Genomic DNA, 15279 nt, shown 5'->3' with positions numbered 1-15279 from the left:
TCTCCATAATCAAGCGTACCTTTAGTATGAGTGCCCATCACTGTGACGTGAGAGTTTGAACGTGCGGCAATCACGAATTCTTCTGCGGCATTCGCCACTTCATCATCAATTAACAAATAGATGGTGTGTAAATTCGGTAGGATGAGGTCACTGTTTACCGTTGGCCATAAATATTCGATCCATGTATTCGGATATGCGTCCATTTGATTGAGCAGCTTAGTATACATCGCATTAACGTTAGGTAACTGCACGGAGTCTACTTGTTCTAAGCGTTGTTGATAATGTGTTTTGTTAGCAGGTGATGCCAAAACATGCCAGCGCGAGAGGTATTCTTCGGAACCAATTAACGCCAACCATTGACGCATTGTAATAAAACTCTCACCTTGATTACCACGAACATCGATGATCATCCCTTCCGCTGCGTGCAACTGCTGCCGATTTCGGTGGATAAATTCAGATAGGTTCTGCTGTGCGGAATCGTCAAACATCGGTAAAAGGACATATGCAACGTTAGAGGACAACCAATCAATACTCGCTTGAGCGGCCTTTGTTTCTGTCATCGCGAGTTCTTTGTCTCGGTATTGCTCAGCAGATTCAATGGGTATAATTTCTAAGTGTGGATCAGCAAAAATAGTCAGCCAATTGGACAGTTCAGCAAAACAATCTATCGCCGGGTTATACTGAATTCTTTCTCGTGTTTTTTCCTGTGCTAGCTCAACTTCTTCACGAGCGACGTCGGCATAACCTGCATAATTCTCTTCAACTAATCGAGTTAACTCGCGAAACTCATGCTGACACGCAACTTGGGCCGAAATAGTATGACTAAAGGCCAAACTAAGAGTGGATAATAACGTCAAGCCGAATATCTTGCGCATTGGTTCCTCATGACTTTTTCATTGATTGGGAGAATACGTTTTATAAAAAGCGACTTGAGTCATGCATCTCATTCAATTGAATACGCAAGTACTATGTAACTATGCTTTTATTGATTATGCTTTTATTAATTAGACACATAACCCACCAGCACTCTCCGGCCTGATGACTCCACTTATTGTGTTACTTATTGATCTTGTTTTACAAAAATTAACTCGTCTGTATCAAAACCCAATGCGTGTGCTTTATGACGGAATTGATTCTTTAACTCTTCACTAACCGTTGGCGCTCGAGAGAGCAGCCAAAGATAATCATAACTTGGGCCTGAAACAAACGCATACTGATAGCCATCTTGATCCAGTTCAAAAATGACGTAAGAACTATAAAAAGGCCCAAAGAAGGAAACTTGTAAGTAGCCTTGATCGTCTTGATTAACAAAAAATGCCTGACCGCTAGCTTCGACCCATTCGCGCTCATCAGGATCATAGCCACTATTTCTTACCGATATTCCGCCATTGGGTAGCTTAAGATAGTCTGCTGAAACCTGCTCAAGCCCTTCTTCAAAGGAATGATCAAGACGTGCAATCTCATACCAAGTCCCTAAATAGCGATTTAGCTCAAAGTTATCAACTGGCTTAACCGTGTCTGGCATCCCCAAACATCCATTAAGTAATGACAGGCTAACCAGAGCAACCATCCATTTTATTGATTTTGCACTGTAACTCATTAGCCTAAATGATACTTCATTAAACAAGACCAAGTGAAATAACTCCCTATACCACACTGAGTCGTCATCGTAATCGCGACGATGATGCCGAATAAACGATAAACTAAACAACTAACCATCTTACATGTACTGGTTACTATCAAGCGTTAAGCAAATGAAAGCCATTGCTAAGTTAGGAATTTGCCCGCCAACAACGAAAAATGAGAACTGGCTTTAATTATCATCCACAACTATTGGTCATTCCGTGGCTAAATTTTGCATCTAAGTCAATTTATTAAATATCTCTGTTCTCCATCAGAAAGAACGTTTTGTTGAAGTACCAGTTACCTAAAGCTCACCAATTCCAATAAGAAAAGGGGCATCGAGCCCCTTTAGGATCAAACATGATTTTTGACGACCACTTATCAACAACCGTGCCGATTAGGCCATTTCTTCCTGCTCAATCGGCAACACTTGTTTTACATACTGGCCCGGGGCTTTTTCTATCGCTGGGAATTGTTCATTCCCTTGCGGATAAGGTTCTACCTTTTCGTCAGGATTAAAACCTAATAACCATTCATGCCAGTGATTCCACCAAGAACCTTCATGATGATCGGCATTAGCCAACCACTCTTCTGCGTTCTCATCAAGGCTATCATTCGTCCAGTAACCATACTTGTTTTTGGCCGGATGGTTGACGATACCAGCAATGTGTCCAGACTCACCAAGAACGAAAGTTTTGTTCCCGCCCACATTGAGCGCACCACGGTATGTCCCTTGCCAAAGAGCGATATGATCTTCTTTTGCCGAAATAAAATAGCTTGGGATTTTGATCTTATCCAAATCAATCCACACACCACCAATCTTAACCCCTTTGTCTTGAACCAGCTTGTTTTCAAGATAAAGTTCACGCAACATAAAGTTGTGTGTCGGTGCGGCAACATTGGTGCTATCGCTATTCCAGTACAACAAATCAAAATCAACCGGACTGACACCTTTTAGATAGTTGTCAACGTAGTAATTCCAGTAAAGGCTGTTCTCACGAAGTAAGCTGAACGTTACGCTCAATGAGCGTCCATCCATATAGCCTTTCGCGTTATTCTGAACTTCAATTGCGTTAATTACCGACTCATTAATGTATGCGCCAACTTCTCCGGGCTGAGCAAAATCAAGTAACGTAGTAAAGAAGCTAGCACTCTTAATACGTTTTTTCATTCGCTTCGCGGCGTAGTAAGCAATGGTCGACGCGAGTACCGTGCCACCAATACAATAACCAGCTGCGTTAATCTGCGATTGCCCCGTAATATCCTCGATCGCTGATACGGCTTTAGCGACCCCTTCTGTAACGTAATCACCAAACTCAACTTTATGCTGTGCTTGCCCTGGGTTACGCCACGAGATCATAAATACACTATGCCCCTGCTCTAAGAGCCAACGAACCATTGAGTTCTTTTCACGGAGATCTAGGATGTAGTATTTATTTACGAAAGGAGGAACGATGAGAAGCGGTGTCGCATGCACTTGTTTCGTCAGTGGACGGTACTGGATTAGCTCAAAAAGATCATTTCGATAAACGACATCCCCTTGAGTATTGGCTACATCATCACCAAGACGGAAAGCATTATTGTTGGTCATACGGACCTTCAATATGTCTGCGCTCGAGTCTAAGTCATGCTTAAATTGATCCAAGCCAGCAAGTAGATTTTCGCCGTTTTGTTCAATTGTCAGTTTAAGTAGGTCAGGATTGGTCGCGATGAAATTGCTCGGTGACATTGCATTGAGGGCTTGTCTGGAAAAGAACGTTAAACGTTCTTTGGCTTTTTCATCCATGCCTTCGACGCTGTCGATGGTTTCTAAATATGTTTTACTGAACAGCAGATATGACTGTTTAATGAAGTTGAAAACCAACTCATTTTGCCAACTTTCACTACTGAATCGCTTGTCGCCTTTCTCTGCCGACACGATAGATTCCGTGTTGCCAGTCAACGCCACACTTTGCCAGATTTCAAGCTGCTGCTTCCACCATTTCGCTTGAATTTCGAGTAAAACCGTCGGTTGATTCGCAGCGTTTTCTAACAATTTTGCCGTGTCTTCGAAGTTAACTTCTTGCATGGCTTTGTTAAGCGGCGTATTTGCGGACGCCCTGTTTAGTTCAAGATCTTTCCACCACTGTTGATTGGATTCCTGGAGCTTCACAAGGTAGTCCGAAAAGAAGTGTTGAAACATAATGCAACTCCTATGATCGGAAAAAGCCGCCTTAATCAATAAGGCGGCAAAGTCAGTGGTTATGCTGGAGTCACTGTCTTAAGATTTTCCGAAGTGAGTTGCTCAACATCATCTTTAAACTCTTGAGCAATTGATTGAAGCTTAGTGCTGTCATTAGTCATTTGCTGAGAGAGCTTAGATAATACGTTAAGCTGTTGGCTATTAAATGCCGTAAGCGACGTCACATCTCTTACTTCGCCCGCCGCTTTCATCTGCGTTAGGCCCATTTCGCTGTAAGTGCGAATTGCATTCAGTTGAAGCTCCGTAAGAACTTCCACATTCTTAGTGACAAGCTTATTGAATTTTACGTACGGCTCTAGGGTTTTTTCAGTTTGGTCGCTAAAGTTTTTGAAAAAGTCTGTATACATGACTAACACTCCTAAGTGATTGATATTAATTCCATTTGATTGATTTAACGATGACAGCGGTACCCATACCTCCGCCAACACATAGAGATGCAACGCCATACTGGCCGTTACTTCGATTTAATTCATGAATCAGTGATACTAAAATTCGATTGCCCGATGCCCCCAAAGGATGACCAAGCGCAATAGCGCCACCATTAGGATTTGCTTTGTCAAGAATGCTGTTTACCGGGACGTTATGTTCTTCGGCAAGGCGATGAATCACCCCCAGCGCTTGCGCAGCAAAGGCTTCGTTCAGTTCATAGCAATCAATGTCATCTGTCGCCAACTCTGCCTTGGTAAGAGCTTTTGTGACTGCCGGAACAGGGCCCAAGCCCATAATTTTCGGATCTAAGCCTGCTTGAGCATAGCTAACGACTTCTGCAAGAGGCTTTAGGTTGTGTTGCTTAACAGCACTTTCACTCGCAAGAATCACTGCACTCGCACCATCATTAAGACCCGACGCATTGCCCGCCGTAACCGAACCTTCTTTATCAAAAGCTGGTCTGAGTTTTTGTAAACTCTCTAGCGTCGCGTTTGCTTTCGGATATTCATCAGTATCGAATACTAGCGTCTCACGACGAACCTTGACTTCAACCGGTGCGATCTCTGCTTTAAAGTTCCCACCTTCAATCGCCGCAACCGCCTTCATCTGACTGGCCAAGGCATATTGATCTTGCTGCTCACGCGTAATACCGACTTCTTTGGCGACATTTTCTGCCGTCACACCCATATGGTATTGATTAAACACATCCGTGAGACCATCGTTAATAAGCAAATCCGTCAGAGCCATATTTCCCATCTTATGGCCATCTCGGATTTGGCTTGGCACGATGAAAGGGATTTGAGACATCACTTCAACCCCAGCGGCGACGATGATGTCACCATCACCAGAACGAATATGGCTGATCGCATCCATGACGGTTTTCATACCACTACCACACACCATGTTTAAGGTGTATGCAGGCGTCGTTTCAGGAATGCCTGCAAACATAGCGGCTTGGCGACCAACACTCATGCCCTGGCCTGCACCAATAACGTTACCGACGATAACTTCATCGATGAATTCATTATTAATCTGGCTCTGTTCCAGTGCTGCTTTAATCGCTACTGCAGCAAGATTTCCCGCATCGGTGTTTTTTAGTGCCCCACCGAAAGAGCCAATTGCGGTACGTTTTGCCGCAACGATATAGACTTTTTCCATTATCAATACTCCTTGTTATTGCATATGCAAGCCGCCGTTTACCGACAAGGTTTCCCCTGTGATATAGGCACCTGCGTCACTAACAAGGAAGCTAACGGCTTGAGCAATCTCCTCAGGCTCAGCCAAACGACTCATTGGGATTTGGTTCTTGATAAACTCCAGCGCCTCAGGCTTCATCATTTCAACCATAGGTGTCATCGTGTAACCAGGTGCGACAACATTAACCGTCACGCCGCTACGAGCACCTTCGGCAGCAAGCGCTTTACTGAAACCGATCATGCCGGCCTTCGCTGCACTGTAGTTAGTTTGGCCGAACTGACCTTTGATTCCGTTAACCGAAGATATATTCACAACACGCCCACCACCCTTTTCACACATTGCGGCAAACAGAGGTTGAGTAACATTGAAAACACTATTTAGGTTAGTCTCGATGACTTCTTTCCAAGCATCCGCGGTCATTTTTTTAAACACGCCATCGCGTGTAATGCCAGCGTTATTGATCACGACGTCAATCGTTCCCTCTTCAGTTAGCAACGTCGCAAGACGTTCAGCACACTCAGCAGTGTTGGTCACGTCTAGTTCAAACAGACGTACCTGCTCTTCTGTAAAGTGTTTTTCTGCAAACCATTTTTGCGCACATCCCAACTTGCCCGTGTAATAAGTAGCAATTACACGGTAGCCATCAGCGACCAGTTGTGAGGAAATAGCAGATCCAATTCCGCCTTTAGATCCTGTGATCAAAGCGATCTTTTTCATCAATAGACTCCATTCTTAACAGCAAGGTAAATAGACAAAACCATTTGCAAATATCAAACATTCAATTAGTTCAATAGGTAAATTTGTCATCCAGTCAATATCTACGTATCGACTTGTTCTATTAATTAAAACTAATCCGGAATTATGACACTTCAAATAAATAGCAATATTATTTACATAAAGTTGAGGAAGATCCCATAAGGAATGAAATGTTGTATTAGTGTTAAATTAATTTATACCTTTGATTTTCAACGATTATTTAAATGTCAGTTTTGTAATTTGTTCTACAAGCACTTGAATATCCAATGCTTTATGATTTTCCAGGTTGTTTTCATTAAATAATATCAACAACTTACAAAATGACCTCTATTTGATAAAAATATTAAATAAATAATATGAATAATAAATCTCGATTTAGACTTTAGTCGTACTATTTAAATAACATTAATATCAACAAAAATGGCAAAATCCTATATTTAATGAATTTTTAATCGAAATGTATCTATTCGACGAAAGTCGCAACCAAAAGAAATGCCATAAAAATACATGGCAGAGTGAAAGGTACAAAAAAACCCAGCAACATGTGCTGGGTTGGCAAAAACAAATCAATGATTCCTTGGCAGTGGATTGATTCGAGTGGTAGCGACCTACGACGTAAACAATGATCAAACCCACATTTTATATGTAAGGCTCTCTCTGTTGCCTAGGCCACCTAGCCAAATAAACATTTCAAATCAGTAAGACACAAGCACAGCATTCACTACCCGCCTCTTCTTAGACTAAGAATCGAACAAATTTAGTGCCATTTTTACTGCTGAAGTCAGCTGGTTACTCATGGGGAACTTACTCTTACTACACGGTTGTGCAGTATATTTAATTTTGTTTTGAGATCAACGTTTATTTTCCATGTGGTCAATAAACTAATCTTAATGAAATCTCCGAGAATTTCTGGTAAAAGTACGCGGTTAGTTAGGGTTGGTAATTACGAATGACCGAAAGAAAACAAGGGCGTCGAAGTGCACAAGACGCTGAGAACACCAAACGACAAATTATGATGGTTGCCGCCGATATGTTTTGTACACTCGGCTATGAAAGAGTGTCGCTGCGCAATATCAGTGAACAAGCAGGCGTTTCACATAGTTTGATTCGCCACCACTTTGGCAGTAAAGAAAAAATTTGGCATGCCATTAGTGATGAACTGCATAAGTTTATGGGTAGTTATCTACATACCATCATCGATAACCTACCGAATCAAGCACCCGCTAATGAACGGCTTTATCTGTTTTCAGTTCGTTTACTCGCACATATGTTGATGTTTAAACAACCAATACAGCTCATCGCTGATGCTGTGCGTCAAGAAGATGCCTTATTTGACTACTTTATCGACCGTTCTGGCCAGTTAGAAGCGCTGGTGAATAATATGGCCGAAGAATACAACCATTCGTTCCCGGAAACGCCGGTGAAAGTATGGGAAATAAAGTGGCAAATGATCATGTATGCGCATGGGGCTGCCAGCCTAACACCTTTTTTAAGTGAAACTTGGTCAGATGAAACTGATGATATTAACCAATGCCTGCTCAATCACTGGCAAATGTTTAATCAAATCACCGCAACGCGCTTCCAAATCGCACCAGATAAACGCTTAAACCCTGTAAGTGTCGCTGATTTGATTTACCCAACGGAATGCTTCGATCCTGCACAAGTGATCAAGGGTTGCGACAGCCAAGAGAACAGTGCTGATAGCGGCGAAGAATAGCGTATTACTGACCCTATTCCTCGATTATTGCCAAACGTCAAACGCCGCTGCTCCTTAATGGCACAGCGGCGTTTCCATTTGCATGCATGTGGCAGTCACTGCCAATTAATTGAACCAAGTCATCAAGTGATCGTCATATCACTCGATGACCCTATTTCAGTACAACGTTTTAGATAAATTAAATGACTTAAACAGTCGCTCGGTAAACGGGTTGATATCCGCCTCCGAATTGAGTCGATAAATCATCTGCCCGCCATCCACTGAGAATTTAAAGTCAACGGATGTTGCGCTTGCTCCTACCACCTCCCCTTGCTCGAGTAGACGGAAAAATGCCCAAGGCCCGCGGATATTAATACTACGAGGTGAGATGTTGTTTTTGCTGGGCACCAAGGTCACTTTAGACACCGCTGAGTCACGGAACGTATTAGGCCAAATGAACTCAACGCTGTCCCTTGGACCATGATTATAGGACAAGTATTGCCCATCAACATTGAGCACACTGCGACGTTTGTCGCCACTGAGCAGTAATGGCTCAACAGAGAAACTGACATCGAGTACCCCTTTTCGATTGAAGAAAGCCTCTTGAATTCGTCTTGCCTGCTTTAGTTGATCAAGAACCTCTTTGCGTACAATTGATTTTCCGTTCGATCCTTCGTCGGTAAATACTGAGTTTTCTTCCACAAATACCTTCAACTGACTGTTATAAAAACTATCAAGCGTGCCATCGGGTGCAAAAAATGCTTCAAAATCGATAAATGAACTGTCTTTTTTCGAGGCCGGATTAAATGGATAACGTCCCGCGAGTTTACGCTGATACTCTTTATAGACATCGTTGTGCCAACGAACTTCAAGGTGTTTAATCGCCTCTTGTTTCACCACATACCAACTTTCATCGGCCAGTTTTTCAAGCATCGTATTTAATGGCGCTGGTAATCCTGACGCAACTCGTTTGACGGTGTATATTGGGTCAGCATTGACAAGTTTAACTCGTGCTTTACTCGCGTCTAAAGCAGCCATCCCGACATCTGGGGATTCTTTTATCGCTTTAACATAGCTGTGTAGTCCTTCTACCGCGGCAATCACTTCATTGATATAGGCCGGTTCATCGCCCACCGAACTCAACATGCTATTTAGTTCGGAGAACGGTGCATCAATTTGCGCGGCTACACGATATTTAGAGCTCTTTAACAACGCTTGTTGCGCCTCATCATCAGCTCCTACACGCGTGTACATTTGTGTATTGCTTTCCAATACACGTAACAATCGTTGAATCGGCTCTATGTTACCCGTTAGATTCTCCAGAACCGCACTCGCGTCATTGATATCATTGAAATAACGAATGTTTATCTCGTTAAGAGCAACACGCCATGTATTGGTGTAATCAGCAACATATAGGTTGCGCACTTTTTCACGTAACGCAACTTTATCGGCCTCGCTAAATTCAGCGGTCTTCGATAACCCAAGTACCCAACTATCAATCAATGCCAACTCAGAGATAGCCTCTGACTTTGGCATGAAGTACTCTTCAAATCCCTTTTTGGTCAACATTTGAGGAATGTAAATGACACTGCTGTTGATGACTTGTTCTTCAAACACGACTCCAAACACGGGTCCAACAAGATTACGTAGGTTGATTGACGGTCCAAGTACCATCTGCGAATTTAACTTTAAGTTTTGGTAGACACGCTGATCATTAGGAATTGCACTTAGCTCAGTTTGCACTTTCGTAATAACATTGTCATAAGGGCGCAGAACGCGCTCTGCATCTTGGTCACCATTAATGCGATCAGCGGTCAAATCAGTATGCAACATTGCGTACTCTAGGTGTCCTTTTAAGGATGTCTGAATATCACGCTGGCCGGCAAACTCTTGCTGCCAATAATGGGTAAAGTAATCCAAAACATAGGTTTTATAACGGCCGCCTTTATCGACCATCATCCGATAGACTCGGAGTACCGCTAACTTATCTTCGTCCGTTTTAGCTCGATTGAGCTCAACAACAAGATCGGCCATCAGCAAAGGTAAAAATCGGTTTTCCAATAAATTCAAGTAAGTCTCTTCTACCATTGGCCCGATTGTATGGCCTTGATACAAACCAAAATCTGAAACGTATTTGGGCTTATCACGGAAGAAACCAAACTCTAATGTTGCTTCACGAATTTTATTGAGCGGTTCTAGCATTTCGAGTTGCGAGGTTGAATTAATATTGGCAGCCAACTCACCTTTATATTCATTTACTTTGGATAACACAGCGTCCGAATGTTCAATGTTATTCAAGTAGTAGCGATGCCAAGTACCCACCAGCAATACCGTCGCGATTGAGCAAGTCAGCACGGTTAAACCAATCACACGGCGATTATGCTTAGTCACCCGAACATTATCTGACGCCAAACCAGCTTCAGGATAAATCACGTTATTAAATAGCTTTTTGGTAAAGTAAACCGTTGAGTTTTTCGCTTGTTGCGCCTTATTGATTGCGTGCTCCAAACCATAGCGTCGTGAGGCCGCATCATCAAACGCGTTCGTCGGTACTCCTTGTTGATACACCGACGTAAAATAGACGCCACGAACCAACGCAGAAGTAGAAAACTGATCACTGGCAAGCGCCTCACTTAAGAACTTACAGAGGATTTCTTTTAGGCCTGAGATTTGGCGCGTAAAGCTATAGATCGCATTACGATCTTCTAATGTCATCGGCCCCGATACGGCATGAGGCAGAACATCATTGATACGCGTAATAAAGTCGCTATATTCAGCCGTAAACTCTTGCAACCAATTGTCCAGGTCATCGACTGAATCAAGTGAAAAGGTAAAACCCAACACCTCTTCACGTTGACTACGAGAATAGTGCTTAAAGAACGGTTCAAATCCTTGCAACAAGTCAAGCTTAGTCAATGTGATGTAGACCGGAAGACGAGTAGACAGTGTCTCCATTAATTCACGTAGACGAGCGCGCAATAGGTTGGCATAAGCTTTTCGTTCGGTAGCAGTGGCGGTGGCTAAACGCGAAACATCGAGTGTTAGAACGATGCCATTTAGTGGTCTACGATTACGTGTTCTCGCGAGCCATTGAACAAAGTGCAACCATAATCGGCGTTCCATCTCCCCATCATTATTTTCAGCATGATTTCCTTGAGTCAGTAATTCACCATCAGGATCAATCATTACCGATTCATCACCAATCCACCAATCGAACGAATATGGATTTTCGCTTTTTTGACCTGAAGCTCTCATCACCGATGAGAAAACATAATTCTGGCCGCTGCGGTTAATCAAACTGGTTTTACCCGCATTTTCGAGACCGAGAACAAGATACCAAGGCAAAGCGTACAAATAGTCACGTTGTGGTAAACTATCTTTCATGTTCACCATAACCTGATTGAGCTCTAACTCTTGTCGATCCTCATACGCTTTAATCGGATCTTGACGTAACCGTTCTTCATACTGTTTTTCAGCTTTAAAACCTTGCAAGTTTTTCCATTGCCAAATACCCCAAATCGCCAAAGCGCCCAGCGAGAATAAACAACTGGCTACCGCTCGTTCCATCACGGTGTCTAGTGGTAAATTCCCTTTAAATTCTAGCCACGGACCTGCCCACCAAATTGCTATATTCACAATAATGAATAGGCTAATCAGTAGAATAGGCATCGCTGCTGCGAGGCTTGGTTTAAGCATTCTCGCGATCCTAACTAAATATTTCCACATGGAGCTTTATCCTTCGTTTATTCTGACGTTGTATGCTTTTGTAATTGTTCGACCAATGAGGGTTCCCATTCATTGACGCTCATGGTGGCCACCTGTGAGTAAAGAGTTTGGTATTGCTCTTTTGCCATCGCATCAAGATTATTGGCATTGAGTAAATTGGTTGATAGCAATCGCCAGTAGAATTTATCTCTTGGCTCTCGTGCCGCGATAAGTCCATCATTAAGCATGGAGAGTGCTACCGCTATACCCGCATCCTTCGCGAGTGTCATCGCCTCTTGCTCTTTTTCTTCCCAGTTGCCAACCGTTGCTTGTTGACCACTCACATTTTGATGACTGAGCAGCCACTCTTTTACCTTGTCGCTAACAAAAGGCTCACCACCTTTAAATTTCAATGAGAGTAAATCCGGCATACGCGAGACAAATTGTGCGGATTCACTAAGAATTGCATCGCACCAAGCCGATTGACCTAGACTTTTAGCAATGTCGTAACTCATATGCTGGCCTTCAAACCAGAATGGCGCCATCGTTAAGCTCTGTTCGACCTTCCGCCACAACTCAAGATCAGGTGTTCGCAGTTGATCGTGATACTCTTTAACGCGTTCTTGCAGCATGCCACGCAACTGAGTTTCTCCATTGGCGTCATGCTCTGGTAATGACGCGATACTTGACCACACAGCGTATCGACGAACTCGAATTGCCAACGCAATACCGAACTCTTGCTCTGACAAAACATCTGCGACTTTGAGCAATGATTGTTTTGTCGCTTTGTCACTCGAACTGTCCACCGAAACAGCCTTTTGGCTAGACGCTATTGGTGCACTAACTTCCTTTTCAGGTGCGGTTTGCTCGATACGCTCACGTTCGACAGTTCGAGTCAATGCACTCGTAATTTTGGTTGCTAAGCTGGTGACAGAATCAGACATCAAATCAGCATTCTTGACAGATAAATGCCAAGACTCTAGCGCCTCTTTAAGTGTATTGCGCTCTTGTTTTGTAAACTGATCAAAATCCAATTTGTCGATGACCAGTGTAAATCGTTGTACTATTTGACTGAAAAATTTTCCTCTGGCGACACGCCCTTTTGGCCCGGGAGCAGGAAAACACTCTTCCCAATAAAGGAACATGAAGTCGGTCAGTAATTGCAATGACACCACAAAGCGTGACGGCGTCACTTTATTATGAAGGCATTGCAATAAAATAAGCAGTAACTTGAGATCTTTACTCTTCTCACTGAGCAGTATGACCGTTGTTTGCTCGACTTCAGGCCATTGCACAGACGCATGTGACAGTGACCCTACTTTCATCATTTGATCTTCAACGAAATCAAATAACGGGTCATCACTCAATCGTTCACCTACGGGACTATCTCCCTTGATTGGCTGGCTAATAGATTGGCGATAATCGGCTATTTCCATAATGTTTCCTTACCAACCACAGCGGGTACGTAGTGCTGTCAGTGAAGATGACAGTTCATTTGCATCAAACCGCAAACCATCGACGATTCTTGAATTAGAGCGCAGTACCAACCTTGGCTGCTTAGCCATCGCCTTCATCATGTTAATTGCCGGAATACCTCGTCCGGAGGAAAACAACAAGCCAGTATCATCACTTCGCCAGGATTGTGCCTGCATACCAAGTATTGAAATATTGACTTGAGAATCATCGATAGCACTCGGAAATGCCAGTTCAACGCGACTTAGGTTATCGATGCAACTCATCACCAAAATCGGTTTGGCATTATCTGCAAAAGCCGTTTTTTCATTAAGGGCAACCAAGGTGACCCAAGCATTACCACGCTCGGGAGTCCCCTCAGCTGTCAAATGACTCGAATCACCGGATTGATACTGACTAAAGCTGTCGAATGCTCGCTGCCAAGAATCAGGGACATCCGGTCTTGATACTTGGGTTAGTACATCCGGTGTCGGCGTTTGAAATAATGTATCAAAACAGTCAAGTCGTTCTAGTCTTGCGCTGATTGTGGCGCATTGTTCAGCTTGAGCGAGTCGCATACCAGATGCATTCGCAATACCAAATGACCACAAAGAGAAAATCACGATAGAAAACCAAAGTCGTATCATGGTGTTTTTATCTCCAACTTTTGGCATTTGTAAGCCAAAGTACGCTTAGGAATCCCCAAGCTTTCCGCTGTTTTTGCGCGATCTCCTGAAAATTGCTTGAGTCGGTCTCGGATAATATGCAGCTCAAATTCGTTAACGGTTTGCTTTAAATTATTAACGTGCTCAGGATTGAAATGGATACCCTGTACTTCGGAAGTTTTCTCGCCAATTTCCGTTTTAACAACAGGGTTAAATTGTGAAGTTACTGGTGATACGCCATTCGACAGTCGATGCTCAAAGCAACTGGCTTCAACCGGTGTTCCATCTGGAGTTTGCGCACAAGCAAATTCAATCAAATGTTTAAGCTCTCGAACATTGCCAGGGAAATCATATTGGCATAAGCGGTCAACGGCTTTGTAATCAAGCCCGCGAATGCGAGTATTATGTTGACGGTTAAACAAATCGACAAAATGTTGGCTCAGCAGTTCTATATCGCCCAACTTCATCGCTAGCCGCGGCAAAGTAACGGGGTATTGCAGTAATCGATAATAGAGATCTTGGCGAAACTCGCGTTGACGAACCTGCTGTAAGAGATTTACGTGTGTTGCGGAAACAAGACGAAAATCTGACGTCTGTTCTTGCTTCCCACCCACGGGACGGAACAAACGTGACTCAAGCACGCGCAGCAGCTTAGATTGAAGATTCAAAGGCATATCGCCAATTTCATCGAGAAATAATGTGCCGCCATCCGCTTGAGCGATCAAGCCTAACTTATCTTTTTCCGCTCCGGAAAAGGCCCCTTTGCTGTAACCAAATAACTCACTTTCAAGTAAGTTTTCGGGTATAGCCGCACAATTGATTGCCACAAAAGGCCCCTTTCTGCGCGAAGAGTGTTCATGCACAGCTTGAGCAACGAGCTCTTTACCCGTCCCTGTTTCACCTTGAATCATCACCGATAACTGAGACGATGCCGCGTTGATGATTTGCTCGCGTAGCTTTATCATCGGCTCACTATCACCAATCAAGGTGGTCGACAACCGAGTTATGACACTGCGTCTTACATCATCTTGCTGTGCATCTGATAACGATTCAGACAGCACTTTTCGCCCCTGATTTTCACGCTGAATTTCGTTAAGCAATGACCATTGATGAGTAAAAACTTCAAGATATTTTACAAACTCAACCTGGTGGAATATTCCATCAACGATACGACTTTCACCAATCATAAGCAGAACAGATTGAACTTGTTCAACACCAACCGGTAGAGGATGAATGGCGACCTTATCCATCAAGCCGACCTGACGTGTTAATTCACTAAAATGGCGATTGGATCGCCAAAACGCCAGTTCATCAGATCCCAAACAAATCGGTTTTGCCGATTGTAAAACATGAGCAAAGGGACAATCAAAATCGGTCACAGACCAACTTAGTAGTGAGTTGCCCTCATGTGGTGTCAGCATGCGGCCATCAGAACTAGGGACGAGTAACATACAGACATCAAGCCCTAGCTCATTACGAATCGTTTCAATAAATCGACTCGCTAATTGATTTGG

Annotated in this window: 11 protein-coding genes; 1 reads left to right on the top strand and 10 read right to left on the bottom strand. The window is 43.3% G+C overall.

Annotation, left to right across the window (positions count from 1 at the left end):
• The 6 genes from RH86_RS15945 to RH86_RS15920 all read right to left on the bottom strand — a co-directional run.
• Positions 1-875: S41 family peptidase (locus RH86_RS15945; RefSeq protein ID WP_009387233.1), on the bottom strand; the 875-nt coding region annotated here is incomplete at its 3' end.
• Between the two features lie 185 nt (positions 876-1060).
• The gene (locus tag RH86_RS15940; protein WP_190275922.1) at positions 1061-1579 is read right to left on the bottom strand and encodes a lipocalin family protein; all 519 of its coding nucleotides are present in this window, start codon (positions 1577-1579) and stop codon (positions 1061-1063) included.
• Positions 1580-2020: 441 nt separating this feature from the next.
• On the bottom strand, positions 2021-3805 hold the full coding sequence (gene phaC, locus RH86_RS15935) for a class I poly(R)-hydroxyalkanoic acid synthase (RefSeq protein ID WP_009387230.1): 1785 nt from the start codon (positions 3803-3805) through the stop codon (positions 2021-2023).
• A 59-nt stretch (positions 3806-3864) separates the two neighbouring features.
• On the bottom strand, positions 3865-4212 hold the full coding sequence (locus tag RH86_RS15930; RefSeq protein ID WP_005599424.1) for a phasin family protein: 348 nt from the start codon (positions 4210-4212) through the stop codon (positions 3865-3867).
• Between the two features lie 25 nt (positions 4213-4237).
• A complete protein-coding gene (locus tag RH86_RS15925; RefSeq protein ID WP_005599426.1) occupies positions 4238-5452 on the bottom strand; it encodes an acetyl-CoA C-acetyltransferase in 1215 nt (404 codons plus the stop codon).
• 15 nt (positions 5453-5467) lie between these two features.
• Entirely contained in the window at positions 5468-6208 is a 741-nt protein-coding gene (locus RH86_RS15920) for an SDR family oxidoreductase (RefSeq protein ID WP_009387227.1), read from the bottom strand.
• A gap of 988 nt (positions 6209-7196) precedes the next feature.
• On the opposite strand from RH86_RS15920, the gene RH86_RS15915 reads away from it, so the two are divergent.
• Complete coding sequence (locus RH86_RS15915; protein ID WP_009387225.1) at positions 7197-7964, top strand: TetR/AcrR family transcriptional regulator; 768 nt, start codon at positions 7197-7199, stop codon at positions 7962-7964.
• Positions 7965-8120: 156 nt separating this feature from the next.
• On the opposite strand, the gene tssM is transcribed toward RH86_RS15915, so the two are convergent.
• The 4 genes from tssM to RH86_RS15895 form a co-directional block, all read right to left on the bottom strand.
• Entirely contained in the window at positions 8121-11669 is a 3549-nt protein-coding gene (tssM, locus tag RH86_RS15910; protein ID WP_038219797.1) for a type VI secretion system membrane subunit TssM, read from the bottom strand.
• A gap of 17 nt (positions 11670-11686) precedes the next feature.
• Complete coding sequence (tssA, locus tag RH86_RS15905; RefSeq protein ID WP_009387222.1) at positions 11687-13084, bottom strand: type VI secretion system protein TssA; 1398 nt, start codon at positions 13082-13084, stop codon at positions 11687-11689.
• Between the two features lie 9 nt (positions 13085-13093).
• Positions 13094-13747, bottom strand: coding sequence for a type VI secretion system-associated protein VasI (vasI, locus tag RH86_RS15900; protein ID WP_009387221.1), 654 nt, complete (start codon positions 13745-13747; stop codon positions 13094-13096).
• Positions 13744-15279, bottom strand: a 1536-nt coding sequence (locus tag RH86_RS15895) for a sigma-54 interaction domain-containing protein (protein ID WP_009387220.1), incomplete at its 5' end; no start/stop codon positions are given. The genes vasI and RH86_RS15895, both read right to left, overlap by 4 nt.

The organism is Vibrio sp. N418, assembly GCF_000222565.1.
Taxonomy (GTDB): domain Bacteria; phylum Pseudomonadota; class Gammaproteobacteria; order Enterobacterales; family Vibrionaceae; genus Vibrio; species Vibrio scophthalmi.
This window is presented reverse-complemented; position numbering and strand designations above follow the sequence as displayed.